25 protein-coding genes are annotated in these 26,852 nt (G+C 68.6%); 17 read left to right on the top strand and 8 right to left on the bottom strand.

Features of this window, described 5'->3' with window-relative positions; translation table 11 throughout:
- From LG334_RS07830 to LG334_RS07810, 5 genes are all read right to left on the bottom strand, one after another.
- Positions 1–1,221, bottom strand: coding sequence for a diguanylate cyclase (locus tag LG334_RS07830; RefSeq protein WP_404384935.1), 1,221 nt, complete (start codon positions 1,219–1,221; stop codon positions 1–3).
- A gap of 73 nt (positions 1,222–1,294) precedes the next feature.
- Positions 1,295–2,278 (bottom strand): N-acetyl-D-Glu racemase DgcA, encoded by a 984-nt coding sequence (gene dgcA / locus LG334_RS07825; RefSeq protein ID WP_404384933.1) that lies wholly within the window; start codon positions 2,276–2,278, stop codon positions 1,295–1,297.
- A 4-nt stretch (positions 2,279–2,282) separates the two neighbouring features.
- Positions 2,283–3,281, bottom strand: coding sequence for an N-acetyltransferase DgcN (gene dgcN, locus LG334_RS07820; protein ID WP_404384931.1), 999 nt, complete (start codon positions 3,279–3,281; stop codon positions 2,283–2,285).
- Between the two features lie 124 nt (positions 3,282–3,405).
- Positions 3,406–3,888 carry a bacterioferritin gene (bfr, locus tag LG334_RS07815; RefSeq protein WP_404384929.1) on the bottom strand — a complete coding sequence of 161 codons (483 nt, stop codon included), beginning with the start codon at positions 3,886–3,888 and terminating at the stop codon, positions 3,406–3,408.
- Between the two features lie 144 nt (positions 3,889–4,032).
- Entirely contained in the window at positions 4,033–4,233 is a 201-nt protein-coding gene (locus tag LG334_RS07810) for a bacterioferritin-associated ferredoxin (protein WP_404384927.1), read from the bottom strand.
- Between the two features lie 454 nt (positions 4,234–4,687).
- On the opposite strand from LG334_RS07810, the gene LG334_RS07805 reads away from it, so the two are divergent.
- Positions 4,688–6,253, top strand: coding sequence for a malonyl-CoA synthase (locus tag LG334_RS07805; protein ID WP_404384925.1), 1,566 nt, complete (start codon positions 4,688–4,690; stop codon positions 6,251–6,253).
- Positions 6,254–6,413: 160 nt separating this feature from the next.
- Positions 6,414–6,647: an alpha-hydroxy-acid oxidizing protein gene (locus LG334_RS07800; protein WP_404384923.1), complete on the top strand. Its 234-nt coding sequence runs from the start codon at positions 6,414–6,416 to the stop codon at positions 6,645–6,647.
- On the opposite strand, the gene LG334_RS07795 is transcribed toward LG334_RS07800, so the two are convergent.
- Positions 6,631–7,017 (bottom strand): type II toxin-antitoxin system death-on-curing family toxin, encoded by a 387-nt coding sequence (locus LG334_RS07795; protein WP_404384921.1) that lies wholly within the window; start codon positions 7,015–7,017, stop codon positions 6,631–6,633. The two genes, LG334_RS07800 and LG334_RS07795, sit on opposite strands and share 17 nt — an antisense overlap.
- Position 7,018: 1 nt before the next feature.
- Positions 7,019–7,243 carry an AbrB/MazE/SpoVT family DNA-binding domain-containing protein gene (locus tag LG334_RS07790; RefSeq protein ID WP_404384919.1) on the bottom strand — a complete coding sequence of 75 codons (225 nt, stop codon included), beginning with the start codon at positions 7,241–7,243 and terminating at the stop codon, positions 7,019–7,021.
- Positions 7,244–7,390: 147 nt separating this feature from the next.
- Between LG334_RS07790 and LG334_RS07785 the strand changes: the two genes are divergently transcribed.
- From LG334_RS07785 to LG334_RS07760, 6 genes are all read left to right on the top strand, one after another.
- Positions 7,391–10,711, top strand: coding sequence for a DUF2126 domain-containing protein (locus LG334_RS07785; protein WP_404384917.1), 3,321 nt, complete (start codon positions 7,391–7,393; stop codon positions 10,709–10,711).
- A gap of 71 nt (positions 10,712–10,782) precedes the next feature.
- Complete coding sequence (locus LG334_RS07780; protein ID WP_404384915.1) at positions 10,783–13,392, top strand: circularly permuted type 2 ATP-grasp protein; 2,610 nt, start codon at positions 10,783–10,785, stop codon at positions 13,390–13,392.
- Positions 13,389–14,543 carry a transglutaminase N-terminal domain-containing protein gene (locus LG334_RS07775; RefSeq protein ID WP_404384913.1) on the top strand — a complete coding sequence of 385 codons (1,155 nt, stop codon included), beginning with the start codon at positions 13,389–13,391 and terminating at the stop codon, positions 14,541–14,543. Before LG334_RS07780 ends, LG334_RS07775 begins: the two co-directional genes overlap by 4 nt.
- Positions 14,544–14,572: 29 nt before the next feature.
- Positions 14,573–15,499: a hypothetical protein gene (locus tag LG334_RS07770; protein ID WP_404384911.1), complete on the top strand. Its 927-nt coding sequence runs from the start codon at positions 14,573–14,575 to the stop codon at positions 15,497–15,499.
- Between the two features lie 206 nt (positions 15,500–15,705).
- Positions 15,706–16,215, top strand: coding sequence for a chemotaxis protein CheW (locus LG334_RS07765; protein ID WP_404384909.1), 510 nt, complete (start codon positions 15,706–15,708; stop codon positions 16,213–16,215).
- A gap of 239 nt (positions 16,216–16,454) precedes the next feature.
- Positions 16,455–18,134, top strand: a complete 1,680-nt coding sequence (locus LG334_RS07760; RefSeq protein ID WP_404384907.1) for a methyl-accepting chemotaxis protein — start codon at positions 16,455–16,457, stop codon at positions 18,132–18,134.
- Between the two features lie 84 nt (positions 18,135–18,218).
- Here the strand turns inward: LG334_RS07760 and LG334_RS07755 are convergent, their stop codons facing one another.
- Positions 18,219–18,662 carry a SufE family protein gene (locus tag LG334_RS07755; RefSeq protein ID WP_404384905.1) on the bottom strand — a complete coding sequence of 148 codons (444 nt, stop codon included), beginning with the start codon at positions 18,660–18,662 and terminating at the stop codon, positions 18,219–18,221.
- A 163-nt stretch (positions 18,663–18,825) separates the two neighbouring features.
- Here LG334_RS07755 and LG334_RS07750 point away from each other — a divergent pair, with 163 nt between their 5' ends.
- From LG334_RS07750 to LG334_RS07710, 9 genes are all read left to right on the top strand, one after another.
- On the top strand, positions 18,826–19,272 hold the full coding sequence (locus LG334_RS07750) for an SUF system Fe-S cluster assembly regulator (RefSeq protein ID WP_404384903.1): 447 nt from the start codon (positions 18,826–18,828) through the stop codon (positions 19,270–19,272).
- 79 nt (positions 19,273–19,351) lie between these two features.
- On the top strand, positions 19,352–20,845 hold the full coding sequence (sufB, locus tag LG334_RS07745; RefSeq protein WP_404384901.1) for a Fe-S cluster assembly protein SufB: 1,494 nt from the start codon (positions 19,352–19,354) through the stop codon (positions 20,843–20,845).
- Positions 20,846–20,859: 14 nt separating this feature from the next.
- Positions 20,860–21,627: a Fe-S cluster assembly ATPase SufC gene (gene sufC / locus LG334_RS07740; RefSeq protein ID WP_404384899.1), complete on the top strand. Its 768-nt coding sequence runs from the start codon at positions 20,860–20,862 to the stop codon at positions 21,625–21,627.
- A gap of 48 nt (positions 21,628–21,675) precedes the next feature.
- Positions 21,676–23,028 (top strand): Fe-S cluster assembly protein SufD, encoded by a 1,353-nt coding sequence (sufD, locus tag LG334_RS07735; RefSeq protein ID WP_404384897.1) that lies wholly within the window; start codon positions 21,676–21,678, stop codon positions 23,026–23,028.
- Between the two features lie 23 nt (positions 23,029–23,051).
- Positions 23,052–24,329, top strand: a complete 1,278-nt coding sequence (locus tag LG334_RS07730; protein ID WP_404384895.1) for a cysteine desulfurase — start codon at positions 23,052–23,054, stop codon at positions 24,327–24,329.
- Complete coding sequence (locus LG334_RS07725) at positions 24,326–24,799, top strand: SUF system Fe-S cluster assembly protein (RefSeq protein ID WP_404384893.1); 474 nt, start codon at positions 24,326–24,328, stop codon at positions 24,797–24,799. The genes LG334_RS07730 and LG334_RS07725 overlap by 4 nt, the downstream gene beginning before the upstream one ends.
- Positions 24,800–24,855: 56 nt before the next feature.
- A complete protein-coding gene (locus LG334_RS07720; RefSeq protein WP_009540641.1) occupies positions 24,856–25,194 on the top strand; it encodes an iron-sulfur cluster assembly accessory protein in 339 nt (112 codons plus the stop codon).
- Positions 25,195–25,340: 146 nt separating this feature from the next.
- Positions 25,341–25,628, top strand: a complete 288-nt coding sequence (locus LG334_RS07715) for a hypothetical protein (protein ID WP_404384891.1) — start codon at positions 25,341–25,343, stop codon at positions 25,626–25,628.
- A 135-nt stretch (positions 25,629–25,763) separates the two neighbouring features.
- Entirely contained in the window at positions 25,764–26,807 is a 1,044-nt protein-coding gene (locus LG334_RS07710; RefSeq protein WP_404384889.1) for an Acg family FMN-binding oxidoreductase, read from the top strand.
- Positions 26,808–26,852: the final 45 nt, after the last annotated feature.

Raw genomic sequence — 26,852 nt, 5'->3', positions numbered from 1 at the left:
TTACTGGAACATCTCGTCGCCGATGGTCACCACGCGGTCGCGGCCGCTTTTCTTGGCGACGTACATGCGCTGGTCCGCCCGTTCGACCAGATCGCCCCAGTCGGCGGCGTTGTCCGAAAGGCGCTCGGCGACGCCGATGGAGGCGGTCTGGCGGGCGCCGTCGGGACGGGTGCCCAGGCCCTCGGCGCGCAGGCGCTCGATGGCGACGCGGGCACCGGGCGCGTCGGTGCCGGGCATGACCACCAGGAACTCCTCGCCGCCCCAGCGGATGACGATGTCGCCCCGGCGCACCACCTTGCGGATCTGCTCGGTGGCCTTGCGCAGGGTGTTGTCGCCTTCCTCGTGGCCGTAGCGGTCGTTGACCATCTTGAAGTTGTCCAGGTCCAGGAAGGCCAGGGACAACGGCACGCCCGAGCGGGCGGCGGTGGAGAACTGGCTGTCCAGCAGTTCCTCGCCGACGCGCCGGGTGTAGACCTGGGTCAGCGCGTCGTGGCTGGCCTGGTTGACGAGTTGCATCATGAAATGCAGCTGGCTCATGCCCGCCAGCGTCGCCACCACGGCGATAAGCCCCAGAAGCCACAGCGCCCCAAGGTAGGTGCGGAAGGGCAGCAACTCGAAGTCGCCCAGCACGATGCCGATGGTCGCCAGGATCAGGGGCGCAGAGAAGATCGCACCCTCCGACGCCGTGATGGGGAAGACCGACAGGCCGGCGACCATAACGAAGGGCAGGAAGGCGTAGCCGGCGGCCAGCGCCTGGGCATAGCCGGTGATCTGGTAGCCCGAGACCAGCGGGTCGGAAATCAGGAAGAACACCGTCGGCACCGCCAGCAGCGCCCCCAGCGCCAGGTTGGCGGTGCGCATGCTCTCGGTGTTGCGGAAGCCGAGCGCCACGGCGGCGAAGGCGGCCGACGCCATCACGCGCAGGCCGGCCAGCCACCAGGCCAAAGGCTCGGGGAAGATGGTCAGGTCGACGCCGATCCACAGCGGCGTGAGGATGGCGAACACCGCCGCCACCCAGCGCACGCGCGAGACGATCAGCCCGGCGCGCCGGCGCTGCACCAGCGGCGAGTGCCCCGTCGGCACCACCAGGTCGTGCAGCAGCGCGCCGGTGACGTCCCGGGACAGGCGCGCCAAGGCGCTGTCGGCGCTGGCCGACCGCCGGGCGCGCGGGGGCGCGCCGCCGGTTTCAAGGCCGCCAGTCTGAATGGAATCGTCCCGCATCGTTCTATTTCCCCCTACACCTCGGTTTCGGGATAGAACGCTACGCCAAAAGTTTCAAGGAAAATGCCGTCTCTCAGCCCCAGAGACGCCCCATCGGCGGGTGCAGGACGCCCTTGTCGAAGGTGATGCCGCCGTCGCGGTCCTGCGCCAGGATCAGCGGGCCGTCCAGGTCGACGAACCGCGCCATGCGGGACAGCACCACCGCCGGCGCCATGGCGAGGGACGTGCCGACCATGCAGCCGACCATGATCCCGAGCCCCAGCGCCTGCGCCTTGCGCGCCATCTCCAGGGCCTCGGTCAGGCCGCCGGTCTTGTCGAGCTTGATGTTGACCAGCTGATACCGCGCCGCCAGCGCCTCCAGCCCCTCGGCCGTATGGGCGCTTTCGTCGGCGCACAGCGTCACCGGGCTGTCGAAGCCCTCCAGCGCCTCGTCGGCGCCGGCCGGCAGGGGCTGTTCGATCAGGTCCACCTTCAGGTCCGCCATGGCGGCACAGGTCTCGGCCAGCATGGCGGGCGTCCAGGCCTCGTTGGCGTCGACGATCATGGATGCCGCGGGCGCCGCCTCGCGCACTGCCCGCACCCGCTCCACCACCTGCTCGGCCCCGACCTTCAGCTTGAGGAGCGGCCGGTCGGCCAGCTTCGCGGCGCTTGCGCGCATCTCGTCGGGCGTGCCCAGGCTGACGGTCTGGGCGGTGACGACGGGTGCCGGCTCGGGCACGCCGGCCGTCTTCCAGGCCGGCACGCCGCTTTCCTTGGCCTCCAGGTCCCACAGGGCGCAGTCCAGCGCGTTGCGGGCGGCCCCGGCGGGCACCTGCGCCCGCAGCGCGGCGCGGTCGAAGCCGGGCCGCGCCAGGTCGTCGCGCAGGGCCAGCAGCGCCGCCGCCACGCCGTCGACGCTCTCGCCATAGCGGGCGTACGGCACGCATTCGCCGCGCCCGATCACGCCGCCCCGCTCCACCTGCGCCACCACCACCTCGGCGGCGGTCTTGGAGCCGCGCGAGATGGTGAAGCTGCCGGCGATGGGCCAGGTTTCCTTGAGTACGGTGAGCGTCGTCATGGGATCAGCCCAGCTTGTCGACGATGGCCGCCACGCCCGTGCGCACGGGATCGCAGGCGGGCAGGCCGTAACGGTCCTGCGTCTCCTTGAGCACCCGGTCGGCCTGGGCGTCGTCCATGCGCTTGGTGTTCAGGCAGATGCCGACGAACTTCGCCTTGGGGTTGGTCAGGTGGGCGCAGCGCAGGTTCAGCTCCATGCACTCGCGGATTTCCGGCAGCGGCTGCTGCGGCAGGCCGCGCATGTGGGCGCGCTCGGGCTCGTGACACAGCACCAGGCTGTCGGCCTGGGCGCCGTGCAGCAGGCCCAGGGAGACGCCGGCGAAGCTGGGATGGAACAGCGATCCCTGCCCCTCGATGATGTCCCAGTGGTCGGGCTCGTTGGCCGGGGCCAGGCTTTCCACCGCACCGGAAATGAAATCCGCCACCACGGCATCCACCGACACGCCGGTGCCGGCGATGAAGATGCCGGTCTGGCCGGTGGCGCGGAAGTCCACCTTCATGCCGCGCTTCTTCATCTCGGCCTCGATGGCCAGCGTGGCGTACATCTTGCCGACGGAGCAATCGGTGCCGACGGCCAGCAGGCGGCGGCCCGAGCGCGGCTCGCCGGTGCCCACGCCGAAACGCTCGCGCGGGTGGCGCACGTCGGCCAGCAGGCGGCCGTGCTCCTCGGCGGCCTCGCGCACGGCGGGCACGTCCGACAGGCGCTGGTGCAGCCCGGCGGCGATGTCATAGCCCTGGGCCAGAGCGTTGACGAAGGTTTCCTGCCAGGTGTCGGAAATGACGCCGCCGCGGTTTGCCACGCCCACCACCAGGGTGCGGGCGCCGGCCTTGCGGCCCTCTTCCAGGGTCATGTCGGGCAGGCCCAGCGTGGTCTGGCACCCCGGCAGGCGCAACTGGCCGACGCACCAGTCCGGCCGCCATTGGTAGACGCCGGCGGCGGTCTTGGCCGCCAGGTCGTCGTGGGCGTCGCCGAGAAACAGCAGGTAGGGGTGCTGGAGCTGCACGGTGATCTCTCCTGAATGGAAACGGAACGGATGTGTCGTGGGGGCGACTATAACGCCAAAGGGCCGCACCTCGAACCCTGTCGTGGCGCGGCCCCGTCTGCAACGTCCGGAGCGGCCCCGGAAATCAGTCGCCGTCGACCGATCCCATGGCCGTCTGCAGGTAGTTCTGCAGGCCCATCTGGTCGATCAGGCCCTGCTGGGTTTCCAGGTAGTCGATGTGTTCCTCGGTGTCGTCCAGGATTTCCGTCAGGATGGAGCGGCTGACGTAATCCTGCGCCTTTTCGCATTCCGCGATGGCCTCGACGATCATCTCCTGGTTCGTGCGTTCGAGCGTCAGGTCGTTCCTGATGATCTCGGGCACGTCCTCGCCGATCAGCAGCTTGCCCAGGTCCTGAAGGTTGGGCAGGCCCTCCAGGAAAAGGATGCGCTTGATCAGCTTGTCGGCGTGGACCATCTCCTCGATGGACTCGTCGTATTCGTGCTTTCCCAGGTCGGCGTAGCCCCAGTCCTGCATCATGCGGGCATGCAGAAAGTACTGGTTGATGGCGGTCAGCTCGTTGCGCAGGATGCGGTTGAGCTGGGCGATGATCGCCTTGTTCCCCTTCATGCGGCATCCTCCTCAGGTCCCGGATATGGCAATGGCGGAGCCGGCGCCTCGGCTTTTTCCGCCGGACACCGGATCATGCACACGCCCTGAGGGAGGAACAACCCGAAACACCACCCGCGGCGCGGGAACCGGAGGCGGACGCCGCTACTCCGCCGCTTCCTGGATGTTCTCCTGCGCCATCTCCAGCCGCGCCTCGGCGATGCACTGGCGGGCGCAGCCGAAGCACTTGCCGCATTGGGGCCGCTCGCCCAGCGCGGCGAAGGCCTGGCCCACGGTGGTGGCGCCGGCACGGGCGGCGCGGGTGAAGTCCTTGTCGGTCAGGCCGTTGCAGATGCAGACGTACATGGCGCGATCCCGGCTGAGGCGAATACCCGAGCGCTGCACTCTGAGACTAATTCTCATTTTCTTTCGCAGCTTCTTTCCGTATAGTGCCTGGAGCGCGGCCCCGCAAGGGAAATCCGTGCAGGCCACACCGGACGGGAGACGGCCCTTGTTCCTTTGGCGCACCTTGAAGCCGGCGACTCTGCTGGCGGTCCTGCAAGACGCAGCGCGGCACACGCCCCCGGCGTGCCGGCCGCAGACGGCCGCCCCTGCGGAAGCCGCAACCGAACGGTCTCCGGCCCGCGCCGCGCGGCAGGCAGAGCCCGTCCGCGAGGGCTGACACGCGCGCGACCGGTACCAGCACGCGCGCGGCGTCAATGCGGCGTTTGCCTTCCATGGGCGTTTCGGTTTATTCATTGGACAAGCGTTTTGTATACAAACGCACCGACAATGAAATGACCGAAACAGGGAACCGTCCATGACCGCCGTCTCCAAACCCACCGAAGCCCCGGCCGCGCCGGCGGATGCCGAGCAGTCGCTCTACCGCCTGATCGAGAGCCGCTTTCCCAAGGACCCCAACGAGCTTCTTCTGGAGACGCCGGAAGGCGACAAGTGGTCCTATGCCGACGCCCACGCCAGCGCCGGCCGCTACGCGCGCTTCCTGACCGACATGGGTGTCAAGCGGGGCGACCGCGTGGCGGTGCAGGTGGAGAAGTCGCCGCAGGCCCTGTTCCTCTACCTGGCCTGCCTGCGCGCCGGTTTCGTGTTCCTGCCCATGAACACCGCCTACCGCGAGGACGAGGTCGATTTCCTGATCGGCAACGCCGAGCCGTCGGCCTTCGTCTGCCGGCCGGACTTCGAGGCCACCGCCAAGACCATCGCGGCCAAGCACGGAACGGCCAACGTCTTCACCCTGGCCGGTGACGGCGGGGGCAGCTTCACCGATCACGCGGAAAGCGCCTCGGCGGATTTCGAGACCGTGGACTGCGCGCCCGACGATCTGGCGGCGATGCTCTACACCTCGGGCACCACGGGCAAGCCCAAGGGGGCGATGCTCACCCACCGCAACCTGGGCGCCAACGGCCTCGCGCTGGTGGAGAGCTGGCGCTTTACGGCCGACGACGTGCTGCTGCACGCCCTGCCCATCTTCCACGCCCACGGGCTTTTCGTGGCCTGCCATTGCGTGCTGCTGTCGGGCGCGCGCATGATCTGGCTGCCGGGCTACGACCGCGAGAAGGTGATGGAGCTGCTGCCGCGCGCCACCGTCTTCATGGGCGTGCCGACCTTCTACACGCGCCTGCTCGCCCTGCCCCACTTCGGCAAGGACCAGACCCGCAACATCCGCCTGTTCGTCTCGGGCTCGGCGCCGCTGCTGGCCGAGACGCACCGCGAGTTCAGCCAGCGCACCGGGCACATGATCCTGGAGCGCTACGGCATGACGGAAACGGGCATGAACACCTCCAACCCCTACGACGGCGACCGGGTGCCGGGCTCCGTCGGCATGGCGCTGCCGGGGGTGGAGGCGCGCGTGGTCGACGACGGGAACCGCCCCCTGCCCGCCAACGAGGTGGGCAACATCCAGGTGCGCGGCGCCAACGTCATGAAGGGCTACTGGAAGCTGCCCGAAAAGACGGCGGAGGAGTTCACCGAGGACGGCTGGTTCAAGACCGGCGACCAGGGCAAGGTGGACGACCGCGGCTACATCCACATCGTCGGCCGCGCCAAGGACATGATCATCTCGGGCGGCTACAACGTCTACCCGAAGGAGATCGAGAGCCTCATCGACGACATCGACGGTGTGGTGGAAAGCGCCATCGTGGGCGTGCCGCACCCCGACTTCGGCGAAGTGGGCGTGGCCGTCATCGTAAGGCGCGAGGGCTCGGACCTGACCGAGGACGCCGTGCTGGGCCGCGTGAAGGAAAAACTGGCCAACTACAAGGTGCCCAAGGCGGCGTATTTCGTGCAGGAACTGCCGCGCAACACCATGGGCAAGGTGCAGAAGGCCGCGCTGCGGGAGGCGCACAAGGATCTGTTCAAGGGCTGAAGCGCTTCGGGCGTCAATCCTCGGGGGCCGGAGGCGGATGCGTCTCCGGCCCTTTTTGCATGGACCTGCCGCGCGGCGCCCTGCCCGAGGGCGCGGTGCAGAGCCGCACGGACTTCCGCGCCCCCGGCCATGGCGGTCGCGGTAAACGGCCCGCGCGCCGGTGCTGTTCGACAGCGGCGTGCGCACGGGCGCCGACGTGCTCAAGGCGCTTTCCCTGGGCGCGCGAGCGGTGCTGGTGGGAAGACCCTACGCATACGGACTTTCGCTAGACGGCGAGGCCGGCGTGCGCGCGGTGCTGGAAAACCTGCTGGCGGAAATGGACCTGACGCTGGACCTCATCGGCTGCCGCTCGGTGGCGGAGCTGGGGGCGGAAGGGGTCAGGCGGGAGGGTTGATGTTGGCCCTGATCCAGGCGGCCAGGTCCTCTTCTGTCAGATCGCCTGCGGCTAGTTCCATGATTACCCCGACCATCTGCTCGTCCGAGACGGTCAATTCGTGTCCATGAAGGTCCAGGAACAGTTCCATGCACACCGCCGCAGTGCGCTTGTTGCCATCGGTGAAAGGGTGATTGCGGGCGATCCCGAAGCCGTAGGACGCTGCAAGATCGGCCACGTCCTGCGCTCCATAGGAAAAGGCATTCAACGGACGCGCGAGCGCGAACTCAAGGAGACCTTCGTCACGCACGCCCACGCCGCCGCCGTGCTCTGCGATCTGCTCTTCATGAATCGCAAGAACGAGTTCGCGCCCCAGCCACATCCAATCCATGTCACTTCGCCAATTCGCGAAGCGCAGCGCGGCGCTTCTTCATGAGCCGCCGGGCGGCCTCCATCTGCTTTTCGAAGTCGGGGTTGTACGGCGTGAGGCGGTACCCCTCGGGTGTTTCCGTGAGGAACAGCGTGTCGCCTTGTTCAAGCTTCATGCGCGAGAGAGCTTCCTTGGGAAGCACGACACCGTAGGAGTTGCCGACGCGGGTAACCTTGAGCGAGATCATTTGCGGACTCCGGGAAAAAAGACACTTCACCCGGTTATAACATATGTACCCACACCCCCGCCACAATCCCCCTTTCCCCATTGCCCATTCCTTAAGCATCGGGCAGGCTTGACCTTTCCATGGGCAGGCCGGGGAGTCGCCAGGGTCATGAGCATTCGCGTCGCGCTGCGCCATCGCACCTCGTACCACTACGACCGCCCTGTCAGCCTGTCGCCGCAGATCATCCGGTTGCGGCCGGCACCGCACAGCCGCACGAAAATCCTCTCCTACGCGCTGAAGATCGGCGAGGGGACGCACTTCCTCAACTGGCAGCAGGACCCGCAGTCCAACTGGCTCGCCCGCGTGGTGTTCCCTGAGAAGGTGCGCGCCTTCACCATCGACGTCGACCTGGTGGCGCAGATGGAGACGGTGAACCCCTTCGACTTCTTCCTGGAGCCGCAGGCGGAGCACTGGCCCTTCGACTACGACCCCGTGCTGGCCGAGGAACTGGCCCCCTTCCGCCGCACCGAGCAGCCGGGACCGCGCTTACGCGAGTTGCTGGCCGCCGTTCCGCGTCGGGAAACCCAGACCACCAGCTTCCTGGTGAGCCTGAACCAGCAGCTCCAGCACCGCATCAAGTACCTGGTGCGCATGGAGCCGGGCGTGCAGACCTGCGAGGAAACGCTGTCGCAGGGTTCGGGATCGTGCCGCGACTCGGGGTGGCTGCTGGTGCAGATCCTGCGCCACCTGGGCTTCGCCGCACGGTTCGTCTCGGGCTACCTGATCCAGTTGACCGCCGACGAGAAGCCGCTGGACGGACCCGCCGGCACCGACCACGACTTCACCGACCTGCACGCCTGGGCTGAGGTCTACCTGCCGGGCGCCGGGTGGATCGGCCTCGACCCCACCTCGGGCATGCTGGCGGGCGAGGGGCACATTCCGCTCGCCGTCACGCCCGATCCGCCCTCGGCCGCGCCCATTTCCGGCGCGGTGGACAAGGCGGAGGTGGAATTCGGCTTCGAGATGTCGGTCACCCGCATCCACGAAACGCCGCGCGTCACCAGGCCCTACACCGACGAGCAATGGCAGGAAATCCTCAGCCTCGGCCGCGCGGTGGACGATCGCCTGATCGCGGGCGACGTGCGCCTGACCATGGGCGGCGAGCCCACCTTCATCGCCGCGTCCGACATGGACGCGCCGGAGTGGAACACCGCCGCCGTCGGCCCGACCAAGCGCCTCTATGCCGCCGACCTCATCCGCCGCCTGCGCGACCGTTTCGCGCCGGGGGGCATGCTGCTCTACGGCCAGGGCAAATGGTACCCGGGCGAGAGCCTGCCGCGCTGGGCCTTCCACCTGTACTGGCGCAAGGACGGCAAGCCGCTCTGGCCGGGCCTGGGCACCTACGCCCAGGAAGGCGAGCATCCCGGCCATACGGTCGATGATGCAAAGCGCCTCATGGAAGCCGTTGCCGACACGCTGAACCTGGACCCCGCCGCCATCCAGGAAGCCTACGAGGACCCCGTCCACTTCCTGGAGCGCGAGGCGCGGCTGCCGGAAAACGTCGACCCCTTCGACAGCAAGCTGAAGGATGCGGAGGAACGCGCCCGCCTGGCCCGCGTCTTCGCGCGCGGTCTCGACAAGCCCGTGGGCTACGCCCTGCCCGTCCAGCGCGCGCAATCGGCCGCCGAGGCGCCGCACTGGCAGACCGAGGTGTGGCGCTTCCGCAAGGGAGCCATGCTGCTTCACCCCGGCGACGGACCGCTCGGCCTGCGGATGCCGCTGGACGCCCTGCCCCACGTGCCGGCCAGCCAGTTCCCCTATGTGGTGGAGATGGACCCCTTCACCCCGCGCGGCGACCTGCCGGAGCCTCGCCACTTGAACCAGCCGCGCATCCAGGGCGCCGCCGCGCCGGTGGTGCCGCCGCAGGTGCCGCAGCGCCTGACGCGGGCGGGCAGCGGCGAGGGGCTTGGCGGCGGGCCGGTGCGCACCGCGCTCGCCATCGAGCCGCGCGACGGTCGGCTGCACGTCTTCATGCCGCCGACGGAAAGCGCCGACGACTATGTGGACCTGCTGTCCCAGGTGGAGGCGGCGGCGCGGGAGACGGGGCTGAAGGTCACCATCGAGGGCTACCCGCCGCCGCGCGATCCGCGCCTGATAGGCATTTCCGTCACGCCCGACCCCGGCGTCATCGAGGTCAACATCCATCCCGCCGCAAGCTGGGCGGACGCCGTCGCCATCACGGAAGGGCTCTACGAGGACGCCCGCCAGGCGCGGCTTGAGACGGAAAAGTTCCTGGTGGACGGACGGGCGAGCGGCACCGGCGGCGGCAACCACATCGTGGTCGGCGGCGCCACCCCGGCCGACAGCCCGTTCCTGCGCCGGCCGGACCTGCTGGGCAGCCTGATCCGCTATTGGCAGACGCACCCCAGCCTGTCGTACCTGTTCTCGGGCCTGTTCATCGGCCCGACCAGCCAGGCGCCGCGCATCGATGAAGCGCGCGACGCCAGCGTCTACGAGATGTCCATCGCGCTGTCGCAACTGCCGAAACGGGGCAGCGACCCGGCGCCGTGGATCGTCGACCGGGCGCTGCGCGACATCCTGACCGACAGCACCGGCAACACCCACCGCTCGGAAATCTGCATCGACAAGCTGTTCTCGCCCGACAGCGCGACCGGGCGCCTCGGGCTGGTGGAGTTCCGCTCCTTCGAGATGCCGCCCCACGCCCGCATGAGCCTCGCCCAGCAACTGCTGCTGCGCGCGCTCATCGCCTGGTTCTGGGAAACGCCGTACGAGCGCCCGCTGGTGCGCTGGGGCACGGCCCTGCACGACCGCTTCATGCTGCCGCACTATGTGGAGCAGGACTTCCGCGACGTGCTGGCGGACCTGGGCCGGGCGGGCTTCGACTTCGATCCCGAATGGTTCGCGCCGCATGTGGAGTTCCGCTTCCCGCGGCACGGCCATGTGGTTCACGACGGGGTGGAGATCGAGATCCGCAACGCACTGGAACCCTGGCTGGTGCTGGGCGAGGAACCCGGCGTCGGCGGCACGGTGCGCTATGTCGACAGTTCGGTGGAGCGGGTACAGGTGAAGGTCCGCAACCTGCGCCCGGACCGTCACGTCATCGCCTGCAACGGCCGCCGCGTGCCGCTTCAACCGACCGGCACCACCGGGGAATACGTCGCCGGCGTGCGGTTCCGCGCCTGGCGGCCGGCGGCCTGCATGCATCCGACCATCGACGTCCACGCGCCGCTGACCTTCGACCTGCTGGACGCCTGGAACGGCCGCTCGCTGGGCGGCTGCACCTATCATGTGGCACATCCGGGCGGGCGCAACTACGACACCGCCCCCGTCAACCATTACGAGGCGGAAGCACGGCGGCTTGCGCGCTTCTTCCCCATCGGACATACGGCGGGGCCGGTCTTCGTTCCGCCGGCGGAGCATAATCCCGACTTCCCATGCACGCTGGATATGCGCTTAACTGCTGGGTAACCCGCAGCCGGGATGATGGGCCCATTGCCCCGCACCACCGGGGCCGGGCCCGCGCGGAGGACGCTCAGATCATGCCCCTACTGGAGAACACCGGGCGCCGGATGCGCGGCGGACAGGGGATGCTGCCCGGCTTCTCCCACCTGGCCTATGCGCCGACGCGCGGCGGCTTCGACGAGATGACCGCCGCCAACGGTGCCTTGCGCGCCCACTGGCGGGACTTCGCGGAAAACCTGTCGGACCTGTCGCGCCCCGAGATGCGCGCCCGCTGGGACCGCGGCCAGCGGCTGATCCGCGACAACGGCGTCACCTACAACGTCTACGGCGACCCCGAGGGGATGGACCGTCCCTGGCAGCTCGACCCGCTGCCGCTGCTCATGGACGGCAAGGAGTGGGCGGGCATCGAGGCGGCGCTCAAGCAGCGCGCGACGCTGCTGACGCTGATCCTGGCCGACCTCTACGGGCCGCAGCGCCTGCTGACCGACGGCAAGCTGCCGCCGGCGCTGGTGTTCGGCAACCCCGGCTTCCTGCGCCCCCTGCACGGCGCGGGCGTGGCATCGGGCGCGAGCGCCGCCCGGCCGCTGCAGTTCTACGCCGCCGACCTGGCCCGCAGCCCCGACGGCGGATGGTGGGTGCTCGGCGACCGCACCGAAGCCCCTTCGGGCGCGGGCTATGCGCTGGAAAACCGCATCATCGTCAGCCGCGTGCTGCCGGATTTCTATCGCGGCACCAGCGTCCACCGGCTGGCCGGCTGGTTCCTGAAAGCGCGCGACGCACTCATCGGCATGGCCCCGCGCAACCCGGACAACCCGCGCGTGGTGCTGCTGACCCCCGGCCCCTACAACGAAACCTATTTCGAACACGCCTACCTGGCCCGATACATGGGCCTGACGCTGGTGGAGGGCGAGGACCTGACGGTGCGCGAGAACCGCGTCTACCTGAAGACCATGGAGGGCCTGAAGCCGGTCGACGTCATCCTGCGCCGCACCGACGGCGGTTTCTGCGATCCGCTGGACCTGCGCGGCGACTCGACGCTTGGGGTGCCCGGCCTTGTCGGCGCTGTGCAGGCCGGCACGGTCGCGGTCGCCAACGGCCTCGGCTCGGGCCTGGTGGAAAGCCCGGCCTTCATGCCGTTCCTGCCGGGCCTGTGCAGGCACCTGCTGGGAGAGCCGCTGAAGCTGCCCGGCGTGGCCTCGTGGTGGTGCGGTCAGGAGCGCGAACTGGCCTACGTGCTGGAGAACCTCCACCGCCTCGCCATCCGTCCGGCCTTCAGCGTGCAGGCCCCCGTGGTGAACGCCGGACGCCTGTCGAAGGCCGAGCGCGCCAAACTGGCCGAGCGCATCAAGGCGGACCCCATCCGCTGGGTGGCGCAGGAAAGCGTCACCCTGTCGACCGCCCCGGCCTGGACCGGCGACCGGCTGGAGACCCGCGCCGTCACGGTGCGCGCCCACGTGGTCCTGACCCGCAACGGGCCGGAGGTGCTGCCCGGCGGCCTGACGCGCACCGCCGCGCCGGGCTCGCTGTCGGTCTCCATGCAGGAAGGCGGCGGATCGAAAGATACCTGGGTGCTGTCGGACGAGCCCGTGCCCGCCGTGTCCATGCTGTCCAGCCGCGCAGCACCGGCCAAGACGGTGCGCGGCAGCCGCGACCTGCCCTCGCGCGTCGCCGACAACACCTTCTGGCTCGGCCGCTATCTGGAGCGATGCGAGGACACCACCCGCCTGCTGCGCGCCGCCATCAGCCGCACCGCCGAGGGCGCGGCCGGCGGCGGCGACCCGGAGTTGGAGACCGTGCTGGGCCTGTTCGCGGTGATGGGGCATATCGGCCTCGACAGTCCGCGCGCCGACCACGAGGCCCAGGACGAGCGGGTGCGCGAGCTGCTGATCCGCAACATGGACCCCGCCGCCTTTATCGGCCTGCGCGGGACCATCCACAACATGCAGCGCACCGCCACCATCGTCCGCGACCGCCTGTCGCTGGACACCTGGCGCGGCATCAACCGCCTGGACGACCGCCTGCTGGCGCTCGGCCCCGGCGAGGACGTGGACCCCGACGATGCCCTGGCCGCCCTGAACGAGACCATCATGCTGCTCTCGGCGCTGTCGGGGCTGGCCAGCGAGAACATGACGCGCGGTCCCGGCTGGCGCTTCATGGACATCGGCCGCCGCCTGGAACGCGCCCTGCACGCCCTGGACCTGGCCTCCACCCTGCTGCTGGCCCCGGACGGCGACCTGGGACCGGCGCTGGACCTGGTGCTGGACGTCTCCGACAGCATCATGACCTACCGCGCGCGCTATCTGGCGGCGCCGCAGGTGACGCCGGTCGCCGATCTGCTGTTCAGCGACGAGAGCAATCCCCGCTCCCTCGGCTTTCAGCTTGCGCGGCTGATGGAGCATTGCGATGCCCTGTCCGCCTACCGCCCCGACCGCATGTTCACGCCCGAACAGCGCATCATCATGAGCCTGCTGACCGGCGTGCGCACCCTGGACCTGTCGGTCCTGACCCTGGAAGACGACGCCGCGCCGGGCGAGGTGCGGCTGGGCGACCTGATCGGCACCATGCGATCGGGCCTGTGGGATTTCTCGGAAACGCTGACGCGGCAGTACTTCGTCCATGCCGCCGAGGTGTCCGAACCGCCGTCGGCCTTCGTGGAACTGCTGGCAACGAAGGAGCGCGGCGCATGAGCGGGGCCGACGACAAGAAGACGCCGCACGACGCACCCGCCACGGCGATGCCCGCCAGCGCGACTTTCGATGCCGCAACGCCCGATGCCGCAACATCCGATGCCGCCAGGGTCGCGGCGGCGGCGGCGGCCGATCCGCGCGCGGCGGTGACCTACCGCGTCACCCATGAAACGCGCTACGACTATTCCCAGCCGGTGACCATCAGCCACCACCTGGCCCACCTGCGCCCCCGCAATCTGGCCACCCAGCAGGTTCACCGCCACAAGCTGACGGTCACGCCACGCCCCAGCACCATGACCGAGCGGCGCGACTACTTCGGCAACGCGGCGTGCTATTTCACGCTGGAGGAAACGCACGAGGAACTGCGCGCCGTCGCCGACAGCCTGGTGACCGTCACGCCGCCGCGCCTGCCCGACCCCGACGGCACGCCGCCATGGGAAAGCGTGCGCGAGATGGTGCGCGACACCCGTCGCCGCGACCTGCTGGACGCCTGCCAGTACACCTTCGCCAGCCCCAACGTGCCTCTGCCGGCGGAGGTGCGGGACTTGGCGGCCGAGAGCTTTCCGCCCGGACGGCCGCTGCTGGAGGCGGTGCTGGATCTGACGACGCGCATCCACGCCGATTTCTCCTACGACCCCACCGCCACCACCGTCGCGACGCCGCTGGCCGAGGTTCTGGCGGAGCGGCGCGGCGTCTGCCAGGACTTCGCCCACCTGCAGATCGCCTGCCTGCGGGCGCTGGGGCTGCCGGCGCGCTACGTCTCGGGCTATGTTCTCAGCCGGTCGCTGGACGAGATCGACCGGGTGCTGGAAGGCGCCGACGCCAGCCACGCCTGGGTGTCGGTCTACCTGCCCGACGGCGGCTGGATCGACGTCGATCCCACCAACGACAAGCTGCCGACGCGCGAGCATGTGACCGTCGCGTGGGGGCGGGATTTCAGCGACGTCAGCCCGCTGAAGGGCGTGATGATGGGCGGTGGGGCGCACACCGTCAGCGTCGGCGTCACCGTGGCGCCGGTGCCGGCGGACGCGGCCGACGGTCCGGCGGTGCCGCCCGCCCACCAGCGCCGGGCCGAGCGGCCGGAGCCGACGCTCCAGGCCGAACAACAGCAACAGCAACGCATGGGCGGGGCCGACCCGTTGTCTCCGTGACGATCCACGTGCAGGAGCCGACAGACGCCATGAGCACCGTGCCGCGCATCCGCTTCCCAGCCCTGCCCGCCGCCGTTGCCGCCGCGCTTCTGGCCGCCGCCGCGTCGCCCGCCCCGGCCCAGGAGTCACCGGGCGCGGCCCGGACCGGCGGCGGCGCCGCCAGCAAGCCGCCCGTCTTTGCCCTGAAATGCAGCGGCAACGAGCCTTTCTGGCGCATCGACATGGGTCCCGGAACGGCTCAACTCCAGCGGCCGGCCGGGGAAGAGGTGGAAAAGACCACGTTCACCGGCACGCTGGACAGCCTGGACCACCTGGACCCCGCCTGGCACGTCTGGCGCGGCGAGGCCGCCAGCGGCGACGGGGTGGACGACGCGGCCAGGGGCGGGCTCGTGGTGATCGCGCGCGAGGAAGCCTGCCGCGACACCATGCGCGGCGACATGCACGACGCGCGCGCCGTGGTGGCCCTGCCCGGTGGCGGCACGGTCGACGGCTGCTGCACGCTCGGCGCCCCCCTCGCCACACCGGCCGTCGGCGGCGACGGCGTGCCCTTCGCGGACTTCGGCGGCAAGCCGGTGGGCGACTGGAGCCGCGTGCTGCCCGACCTGCTGCCCGCCATCCAGGCCTGCGTCGACGAGGCCGAAGCCGCCGTTCAGTCGGTGCTCAAGGCCTGGCCCATGAACCAGGGCATGGTGGGCGTACGGATGAAGACGACCGACGGCGCCCTGCAGGACTGCGTCGCCACCAGCGGCGGCAGGGTCGACAGCCTCGAGACCCTGCCGCAGACCGCCGAGCCCTTGCCCGACCAGGGCGAGCCCGTCTACCTGCCCGGTCGCGCCACGCCGCCCGACATCGACTGCGGCCGCGTGGAGCGGGTGTCCGGTCCGCAGGGCGAGGCGGTCTCCGGCTACCTTTTCTACGGCGCGGGCTGCGAGGGGAACGGTAACGACCGGCAGTAGGGACCGGGCGGTCGCCGCCTTATCCGAAAGGTGGAGTCGGCAGCGCAAAATGTCTGGAAGCGCGGGGCAAAAAGGGGCACACTCCCTTCATCCGGATACCCCCTTTTCGCGGGGCTGACACCGGCGCGCCGCCCGGACCGGCCGGCACAGGCCATGGCCTCGGTCCGAACCGCGCGCGCCGACGCTTGCGAGTGATGAGGCACGAGATGACCGAGATGACCCCGGCGACCCAGAGCCGAGCCGTGGCGAGCACCGACGCCCAGCACCAGGCCAACGCCATGCAGTCGGCCGACGAACAGGTGTTCGTGACGGTCTACGTCGCCGATCAGTTGTTCGGCCTGGCGGTGGAACGGGTCCAGGACATCCTGATCCCCGAGAAGGTCGCGCGCATCCCGCTGGCGCCGCCGGAAGTGGCGGGCTCCATCAACCTGCGCGGCCGCATCGTCACCGTCATCGACGTGCGCACCCGCCTGGGCCTGCCGCCCAAGAAAAGCAAGGGCAACATCATGTGCGTCACGGTCGAGCAGGGGCCGGAGCTTTACAGCCTCCAGGTCGACAGCGTGGGCAACGTGCAAAGCCTGCCGGTCAGCCGCATCGAGCCCAACCCCTCGACCCTGGACCCGCGCTGGCGCGGCATTTCCTCGGGCGTCGTGCGGCTGGAGGGCGAGCTGATGGTGGTGCTGGACATCGATGCCTTCCTGGACTTTGGCAACTAAGGCCGACCAAACGCGCCCCGGAGCCGCCCGCAGATCGCTGGCCGGCCCGGGGCGATTTAATGCCCACAAGATAAGCAGTAGCACTTCTAATTAGGCGATTATTATATTGCTATATTCGAATTAAGAACAATTGCGGGAACCACGGCACCGTCCACCGCCAGGAAAACCGGCGGCCCAAGGACGCGCCACAACGGACGCCGGAGCCCGGGCGCGGCACCAACCGGCGTGGAGCGAGTGACATGAAGAATATCAAGATCGGCAAGAAACTGCTGCTCATCGTCGCCACGGCCCTGGCGGGCCTGGTGGTGCTGGTGGGCGTCGGCCTGTCCAGCCTGAACGGCACGCTGATGGACGACCGCCGCCTTCAGACGCGCGACCTGATAGAGGCCGCCCACGGCGTCGCCACCGAATATCTGGCCAAGGCCGAAGCCGGCGAGATGACCGAAGACGAGGCCAAGGCCCGCGCCGCCGAGGCCATCGGCGCCATGCGCTACCGTGGCGGATCGGAGTATTTCTTCATCGCGCGCACCGACGGCACCATGGTGTCGCACCCCTCGCAGTCGCTGATCGGCACCAACGTTCTGGACCTGACCGACCCCACCGGCAAGGCCTTCATCCAGGACATGATCCAGGTGGTGAAGAGCAACGGCCAGGGCTACGTCAACTACATGTGGCCACGCGCAGGCAGCGACGAGCCGATCGAGAAGCTGTCCTTCGCCAAGGGCGTGCCCGAGTGGAACTGGATGATCGCCACCGGCATTTACCTGGACGACGTGTCCGCCGCCTTCTGGCGGGAAGCCGCCACCTTCGGCACCGTGGCCGGGCTTCTGCTGGTCGCCATGGTGGTCCTGTCCACCTACGTCTCGCGCAGCATCACCACGCCGGTGCGCGGCCTGACGGGTGTCATGGAAGCCCTGACCGGCGGCAACAAGAGCGTCGAGGTGATCGGCACCGAGCGCAAGGACGAGATCGGCGACATGAGCCGCGCCGTGCTGGTCTTCAAGGACAGCATGATCAAGGCCGACCAGCTGGCCGCCGACCAGGCCAGGGAGCGCGAAGCGCGCGAGCGCCGCGGCGCCCGTGTCGACGAACTGACCAAGAGCTTCGGCAACGACATCGACCAGCTTCTGGAGGTGGTCGCCTCGGCCGCCACCGAACTGAACGCCACCGCCGAAAGCATGTCGGCCATCGGCGAGGAGACCACCCGCCAGGCCACCGCCGTCTCGGCGGCCTCGGACCAGGCGTCCTCCAACGTGCAGACGGTGGCGACGGCGGCAGAGGAACTGTCGGCCTCGATCTCCGAGATCGGCCGCCAGGTCAACCACTCCAGCGCCATCAGCCGCTCCGCCGCCGACGAGGCGCGCCGCACCAACGAGATCGTCACCGGCCTCGCCCAGTCCGCCGAGCGCATCGGCGAGGTCGTCAGCCTGATCAACGACATCGCCGACCAGACCAACCTGCTGGCGCTCAACGCCACCATCGAGGCCGCGCGTGCGGGCGATGCCGGCAAGGGCTTCGCCGTGGTCGCCAACGAGGTCAAGAACCTCGCCGGCCAGGTCAGCCGCGCGACGGAAGAGATCAGCCAGCAGATCGCCCAGGTCCAGGGCGAGACCAAGTCGGCCGTTTCCGCCATCGAGGGCATCGTGCGCACGGTGGAGGAAGTGAACGAGGTGGCGTCGGCCATCGCCAGCGCGGTGGAAGAGCAGAACGCCGCCACGTCGGAGATCAGCCGCAACGTCCAGGAGGCCGCCGCCGGCTCGCAGGAGGTGTCGCGCAACATCACCGGCGTGACCGAAGCCGCCCACGAGGCCGGCAGCGCCGCCGAACAGGTGCTCGACGCCTCGCGCCAGATGTCGGAGCAGGCCGACAGCCTGAACGGCATCGTCAAGCGCTTCCTGCACGACGTGCGGGCGGCCTGACGACCGGCCTTACCGCTACACCATGAAAAAGGGCGTCCGGCTCAGGCCGGGCGCCCTTTCTTCGTTCAAGCGCTGACGGAAACCTTACGCCTCCTGCGTCTCCCGCAGGCGCTTGGCGTAGGTGCGGATGGTTTCCACCATGCTCACCAGCCCGTTGCGGCGGTTGGGGCTGATGTGGTTTTCAAGCTCCAGCCGGTGCATCATCTCGGCCGGGTCGACGGACAGGATTTCCTCGGCCGTGCGCCCCGAATAGACCTTCAGCAGGATGGCGATCAGGCCCTTGACGATAAAGGCGTCCGAGTCGCCCCGGAAATGCAGGCGCGGCGGGTCGCCGTCTTCCACCGTCGGCTTGATCCACACCTGGCTCATGCAGCCGGTGACCTTGGTCTCGTCGCCCTTCTCGGCATCCGGCAGGGCGTCCATCTGGCGGCCCAGATCGACGATATAGCCGTACTTGTCCTCCATCTCGTCGAACAGGGCGAAGTTTTCCGCCAGTTCGTCGATGGTTTCCTGCGGCGTACCCGCCATGCGTCTCGTCCTCCGAATGCGTCTGTCGTTGCGCCCAACATAAGGAAAACGCCGCGACCCTCAACCGCGAACCGGGCGTTTCCCCTTGAAATGGGACCCGCGCGGTCCTATTAAAAAGGGACCGAATTGGTCCGCAATGCAAGGAGCTTCCGTAAGAGGCTTCGTGAAAGGCTGGAACGGCATGTTTCGCATCAACCGCATGACCGACTACGCCGTAGTGCTTCTGGTGGACATGGCGCGCAAGCGCACGGTGCGCTCGGCGCAGCAGATCGCGGCCGAGACCGGCGTGCCGCTGCCGACCGTGTCCAAGATCATGAAGACGCTCACGCGCGATGGTCTGGTCACAAGCGTGCGCGGGGCCGGCGGCGGCTATGCCCTGGGACGCGAGCCCGGCGTCATCACGGTGGCGGACATGATCCAGGCCGTGGAAGGCCCCATCGCGCTGACCTCCTGCGTGGAGGAGGCCGAGGAGGAATGCGGCATCGAAAGCCTGTGCCCCATGCACGGCCATTGGACGCAGGTGAACACCGCCGTGCGCGGCGCGCTGGCCACCGTATCGCTGGCCGACATGGCGGCCGACCAGCCCATGTTCGGGGTTCCGGCCCAATAGGCCGCCTGCCCCGCCCGATCGACGAACGACATCGGCGCTCCGGCGCCAGCACTTGGAACTCTGAAGGGACGTAGCAGCCATGGCGGCGACCGAATCCACCGTCAAGACCGTCCGCGAGATGGAGCGCTACAAGTACGGCTTCGAGACCGACATCGAATCCGAGATGGCGCCCAAGGGCCTGAACGAGGACATCATTAAATTCATTTCGGCCAAGAAGAACGAGCCGGAATGGATGCTGGAATGGCGTCTGAAGGCCTATCGCCTGTGGCTCACCCTGGAGGAGCCCAGCTGGCAGAAGGTCAAGTTTCCGCCCATCGACTACCAGGATGCATACTACTACTCCGCGCCCGTGCAGAAGGCCGGGCCCAAGAGCCTGGACGAGGTCGATCCCAAGCTTCTGGAAACCTACGCCAAGCTGGGCATTCCGCTGAAGGAGCAGGAAATCCTGGCGGGCGTCGAGGGCGCCGGGCAGCCGGACGTGCCCGACATGGGCAGCAACGTGGCCGTGGACGCGGTGTTCGACTCGGTCTCGGTCGCCACGACCTACAAGAAGAAGCTGGAGGAGAAGGGCGTCATCTTCTGCTCCATCTCCGAAGCGATCCGCAACCACCCGGAGCTGGTGAAGAAGTACCTGGGCAGCGTGGTGCCGCAGGGCGACAACTATTTCGCCTGCCTGAATTCAGCCTGCTTCACCGACGGCAGCTTCGTCTACATCCCCACGGGCGTGCGCTGCCCGATGGAGCTGTCGACGTACTTCCGCATCAACCAGAAGAACACCGGCCAGTTCGAGCGCACGCTCATCATCGCCGACGATGACAGCTACGTCAGCTACCTGGAGGGCTGCACCGCCCCGCAGCGCGACGAGAACCAGCTGCACGCCGCCGTGGTCGAGCTGGTGGCGATGGAAAACGCCGAGATCAAGTACTCCACGGTGCAGAACTGGTATCCGGGCGACGAGGACGGGCGCGGCGGCGTCTACAACTTCGTCACCAAGCGCGCCGCCTGCCGGGGCAACCACTCCAAGGTCATGTGGACGCAGGTGGAGACGGGCTCCGCCATCACCTGGAAGTATCCGTCCTGCATCCTGCAGGGGGACAACTCGGTGGGCGAGTTCTACTCGGTTGCCATCACCAACAACATGCAGCAGGCCGACACCGGCACCAAGATGATCCACATCGGCAAGAACACGTCGTCGAAGATCATCTCCAAGGGCATTTCCGCCGGCCGCGCCGACCAGACCTATCGCGGGCTGGTGCGCGTGCTGCCGAAGGCGGAAAACGCGCGCAACTTCACCCAGTGCGACAGCCTGCTCATCGGTTCCGACTGCGGCGCCCACACCGTGCCCTACATCGAGGCCAAGAATCCCTCGGCCAAGGTGGAGCACGAGGCGACCACCAGCCGCATCAGCGACGACCAGCTGTTCTACTGCATGCAGCGCGGGCTGAACCAGGAAGAGGCCGTCGGCCTGATCGTCAACGGCTTCTGCAAGGAGGTGCTCCAGACGCTTCCCATGGAATTCGCCGTGGAAGCGCAGAAGCTGGTCAACATTTCGCTCGAAGGCAGCGTCGGGTAATCACACGGACGGGAATGAACAACATGGCTCCGCTTATCGAGATCAAGGACCTGCACGCCTCCGTCGACGGCAAGGAGATCATCAAGGGTCTCTCGCTGACCATCAACGCCGGCGAGGTCCACGCCCTGATGGGCCCCAATGGTGCGGGCAAGTCCACCCTGTCGGCCGTCGTCGCCGGGCGCGAGGGCTACGAGGTCACCGGCGGCCAGGTGCTGCTGAACGGCAAGGACATCGCCGACATGGAGGCGGACGAGCGCGCGGTCGCGGGCATCTTCCTGGCCTTCCAGTATCCGGTGGAAATCCCCGGCGTCGGCACCACGACGTTCCTGAAGGCCGCCATCAACGCCCGCCGCCGCGCCCGCGGCGAGGGCGAGATCGAGCCCATGGAGTTCCTCAAGCTGCTGCGCGCCAAGCAGAAGGAACTCGACATCCCCGACGAGATGATCAAGCGCCCGGTCAACATGGGCTATTCCGGCGGCGAGAAGAAGCGCGCGGAGACCCTGCAAATGTCCATGCTGGAGCCCGCCTTCTGCATCCTGGACGAGACGGACTCGGGCCTGGACATCGACGCGCTGAAGGTGGTGTCGGACGGCGTCAACGCCATGCGCAGCGCCGACCGGGGCTTCCTGGTCATCACCCACTACCAGCGCCTGCTCAACTACATCGTGCCCGACTACGTGCACGTCTTCGCCGGCGGCCGCATCGTCAAGTCGGGCGGCAAGGAACTGGCGCTGGAGCTGGAAGAGAAGGGCTACGCCGAGTTCACCGAGCAGGCCGCGTAAGCGCACGCCGCGCCACGCGCCGCGAGGACGAAGGACGAGAGAGACATCATGGCCGAGACCAACGCCATCACCCCCGCCGCCTTGAGCGACACCCTGCCCGGCGCCGGCACCGCCCTGCCCGGCGGGCAGATCGCCTGGGTGCGCCACGCCCGCGAGGAAGGCGCCAAGCTCTGGCAGGCCCACGGCGCGCCGACGGTGAAGGTCGAGCAGTGGAAGTACACCAACCTCCGCGACATGCTGAAGGTGCCCTTCCGCCCTGCCCGCCCGACGCACGAGATCGGCCTGGACACCATCCCGGCCGGCGACGCGCTGACGCTGGACGCCCATGTGCTGGTGTTCGTAAACGGCCAGTTTTCCGCCGAGATGTCGGACCTGGACGCGCTGCCCAAGGGCGTGGCCGTCTCGACGCTGGCGACCCTGCTGGAGACCGAGCCCCACGCCGTCGAACCCTTCATCGGGCGCCTGGCCGACGCCGGCGACCTGCCCTTCGCCGCCCTGAACCAGGGCGCGCTGGAGGACGGCTTCGTCGTGCGGGTGAAGACCGGCACGACGCTGGAAAAGCCGCTGCACATCGTTCAGGTGAGCGCCGCCGAGGACGAGCCGACGGCGCATCAACCCCGCAACGTGGTGGTGCTGGAGAACGGCGCCGTGGCGACCGTCGTGGAAAGCTGGATCGGCACCACGTCGGAGACGCCGACCCTGCGCAACGCGGTCACGGAAATCCACGTGGCGCCGGACGCGGTGCTCACCCACCAGATCCTCCAGAACCTGCCGGAGACCGCCTACAACGTCGCCGCCACCGCCGTGAAGGTGGAGGCCAAGGGCGTCTATGACAGCTTCGTGCTTCAGGTGGGCGGAAAGCTCTCGCGCCACGACCTGCGGGTGGAACTGGCCGGCCGCCATGCCGAGTGCCGCCTCAACGGCGCCTATGGCGCGTCGGGCACGCAGCACATGGACACCACCAGCTTCATCGACCACGCCGCGCCCGAGTGCACGTCCAATGAAATCTACAAGGGCGTGCTGGCGGGCAAGTCGCGGGGCGTCTTCCAGGGCAAGATCCTGGTCCGCCGCGAGGCCCAGCAGACCGACGGCAACCAGCTCCACAAGGCGCTGCTGCTGGAGCGCGGGGCCGAGGTCGACACCAAGCCGGAACTGGAAATCTACGCCGACGACGTGACGTGCAGCCACGGCGCCACCACCGGCGAACTGGACCCGGTGGCGCTGTTCTACCTCCGCTCGCGCGGCATCGACCCGGAGACGGCCCGCATGCTGCTGATCGAGGGCTTCCTGGACGACGTGGTGGAGCGCATTCCCGGCGAAGCCAACCGCGAGGCCTTCAAGGAGGTCATCCACCGCTGGCAGCGCCGCCGCATCGCCGAAATCGACCCGGCACTGGGCTGAGACAGGTTTAGGGACGAGCAACCATGATAACTGCGAACGCAGTCGACCGTACCGACACCGCAACGATCGCGCCCGAGGCCCCCGGCTTCGACGTGGCCGCCGTGCGGGCCGACTTCCCCATCCTGGCCCAGACCGTGCGCGGCAAGCCGCTCACCTACCTGGACAGCGGCGCAAGCGCGCAGAAGCCCAAGGCGGTGATCGACGCCATCACCAGTCTCTATACGCACGACTACGCCAACGTCCACCGCGGCGCCTACTCGCTGTCGGAGAAGTCCACCAGCCTGTACGAGGGCTCGCGCGAGATCGCCCGGCGGTTCATCAATGCCGAGAGCACGCGCGAGGTGGTCTTCACCAAGGGCGCGACGGAGGCCGTCAACCTGGTCGCCGCCACCTACGGCCGCAGTTTCCTGTCCGAGGGTGACGAGGTCATCATTTCGGAACTGGAACATCACTCCAACATCGTGCCGTGGCAGATGCTGCGCGACGAGAAGGGGCTGGTGCTGAAGGTCGTGCCCATCACCGACGACGGCGCCTTCGACCTGGCGGCGTTCAAGGGCATGCTGACCGAGCGCACCAAGATCGTTTCGGTGGCGCATGTTTCCAACGTGCTGGGCACGGTGCTGCCGGTGAAGGAGATCACCCAGGCCGCCCATGCCGTCGGCGCGCGGGTGCTGATCGACGGCTGCCAGGGCGCGGTGCACATCCCGGTCGACGTGCAGGACCTGGACTGCGACTTCTACGTCTTCTCGGGCCACAAGCTCTACGGTCCGACGGGCGTGGGCATCCTGTATGGCAAGGAAGCCCTGCTCGACGCCATGCCCCCCTACCAGGGCGGCGGCGACATGATCGCGACCGTCACCTTCGAGAAATCCACCTGGGCCGAATTGCCGGCGAAGTTCGAGGCAGGCACCCCGCCCATCTCGGCCGCCATTGCGCTGGGCGCGGCCATGGACTACGTCTCGGCCCTGGGCCTGGAAAAGATCGCCGCGCACGAGCACGCCCTGCTCAACTACGCCCAGCAGCAGCTGGCCAGCGTGGAGGGGCTGACGCTCTACGGCACCACTCCGGGCAAGTGCGCGGTGATGAGCTTCACCATGGACTGCGCCCACCCGCACGACATCGCCACCATCCTGGACCAGTCCGGCGTGTGCATCCGGGCGGGCCATCACTGCGCCCAGCCCGTGATGGAGCGCTTCGGCGTGCCGGCCATGAGCCGCGCGTCGCTGGGCATGTACAACACCCGGGACGACATCGACCGGCTCATCAAGGGCCTTGGCAGCGTGCGCAAGATTTTTGGATGACCCGCGACTTCATTCTGACACCGAACCGACCGCAGCAGGACCCGCAGCAGGACAATGAGGCAAGCGACATGAGCGTGATGCGCCCCCCGATGATGGCTCCCGAGCCGCCGCCGCCGGAAGGCGACCTGTCGGCCGATGCCGGCGAGAAGCTGCCCGAAGGCACGCAGCCGGCCACCGACGACCAGATCGTCGAGGCCCTGCGCACCGTCTACGACCCGGAAATCCCGGTGAACATCTACGACCTGGGCCTGATCTACAACGTCGACATCAAGCCCGACGGCGACGTCTCGGTGGTCATGACCCTGACCGCCCCGGCCTGTCCCGTCGCCGGCGAAATGCCGGGCGAGGTGGCCGAGGCCGTGGCGGCTGTCGACAACGTGGGCAAGGTCCACGTCGAACTGACCTGGGAGCCGCCCTGGACGCCCGAGCGTATGAGCGACGAGGCCAAGATCGCCCTGGATATGTTCTGATTTCCGGCCCATATCACGGGCAACGAGAGAACCAACACTGGTTTAGGAGAGTTGGCATGAGCGCTCCGGTCCTGACCCTGACCGACGCCGCCGCCGATCGTGTGAAGACCCTGATCGCCAAGTCGGACAAGCCCGTGGAGGGCCTGCGCGTGGGCGTGAAGACCACCGGCTGTTCCGGCATGTCTTATGTCGTGGAATACGCCGAGGAGAAGAAGCCGTTCGAGGACATGATCGAGGACAAGGGCGTGAAGATCTTCATCGACCCGGCCGCCTTCATGTTCCTGCTGGGCTCCACCATGGACTACGAGGAGGGCAAGCTGCGGTCCGGCTTCACCTTCACCAATCCCAACGAGACAGCGCGCTGCGGTTGCGGCGAAAGCTTCTCGGTCGGCTGAGCGCAGTCCTTTGCCCGAAGGCGCTTATGCCCTTCGGCCTATTCCCCTTTTCTTCATGTCCCTTTATCACCATTGTGCCCGCCTGGAAAAGGCGGGCACAAGACCATGGCGCTGTCGAGGGGCAGTGGAAGAAGGGGAAGATAAAGATGTCGAATGATGCGGGCGCGAGCGATCGCGCCATCCGGGCCCAGGTCCTGCTGTCCCAGAAGAAGAGCATGGGCATGGCGCTGCTGCTGACCCTGCTGTTCGGCCCGCTGGGCATGATCTATGCGACGATCCTTGGCTCGATCATCATGCTGGTGGTCACCCTCGCCGTCGGTGCATTCACGCTGGGCTTCGGTCTTCTGATCACCTGGCCGATCTGCCTGCTCTGGACGGCCATGGCCGTCTCGGGCCGGAACAAGTCGATCGACCGGCAGGCGCTCGCCGCCTGACACCAAGACGAGCGACGCGACCGGGGCCGGCACACGGGTGCCGGCCCTTTTTCGTGCGCCGCTGTTGGCGGACGCAGACAGGAGTGGCATCGTGAACGGGCGGACGCAGCGCCACCGCTTGAGACGAGGCCCGCCATGTCGTCAACTTCCCGTTTCGCCACCTCCTCGCCTTCCACGACCGCCGCCGGGACCCTGGGGCTCGACGACGCCCGTCTGTGCCTGCTCGAAACCGCCGCACGCGCGCCCAGCGGGCACAACACCCAGCCCTGGCGCGTCACCCTGCGGGATGCGCAGCACTGGACGCTGGACATCGCGCCGGAACGCCGCCTGCCCGCCGTGGACCCCGATGATCGGGAGACCGTCATCTCGCTCGGCGCCTTTCTGGAAACCCTGGAAACGGCGGCGCCGTCCCTGGGCCTCGCGGTCCGGGATGTCGAGGTCGCGCCAGGGCCGGAGGTGCGGCTGTCGGTCCTGGACGGTCCGCAGGCCGACGGCCCGGCAAGCCTCGAAGCCATATGGGCGCGGCGCACCCGGCGCCGGGGCCTGCGGCCGGACCCGCTGCCCGACGATCTGGTCGAGGACCTGCTCGCGGACATGCCCGACGTGCGGTTCATTGCGCGCGGCACGCAGGAGGCCGGCGGGCTGGCCGAGGCGGCGGCCGCGGGCGCACGCCTCCAGGCCGCACGGGACGAGGCGCAGGAAGAACTGTCGCGCTGGATCCGCTGGCGCCGCGCCGACGAAGCCCGCCGGCCGACGGGCCTGACACCGGAAACCATGGAGATGCCGGCACCGCTTCGCTGGCTCGCCCACGCCGTCTTCACGCCGGCAACGGTGCTGTCGTCCGGCTTTCGCAAGCAGGGCGCGGCGCTGGCCGCCCGACAGGCGCAGGAGGGGGCGGGCTGGTTCGTCGTGCTCGCGCCCGATGCCTCGGCGCCCGCGCTCATCGATGCCGGGCGCCGGTATCAGCGGCTGGGGCTGCGGGGCGTGCGGCACGGCATCGGCCTGCACCCCATGAGCCAGATGCTGGAGGAACCGCCCGTGCGCGACCGCGTGGCGGCGCTGCTGAAGGCGCCGCCAGACACGGTGCAGATGGTGCTGAGAGCCGGCACCGCCCGCCCGGCCACACCGCCACCGGGGCCACGGTTGTCCCTCCCCGACTTCGTGCGAAAGGCGGCGTGAGGCGGCGCGACGGCGGGGAGGAGCCCGAGAGGGCGGTTCATGCGT

Source organism: Caenispirillum salinarum, from assembly GCF_044803115.1.
Classification (GTDB): domain Bacteria; phylum Pseudomonadota; class Alphaproteobacteria; order Rhodospirillales; family Rhodospirillaceae; genus Caenispirillum; species Caenispirillum salinarum_A.
The sequence above is the reverse complement of the archived record's forward strand: the minus strand, read 5'-3'. Positions and strand labels throughout refer to the sequence as shown.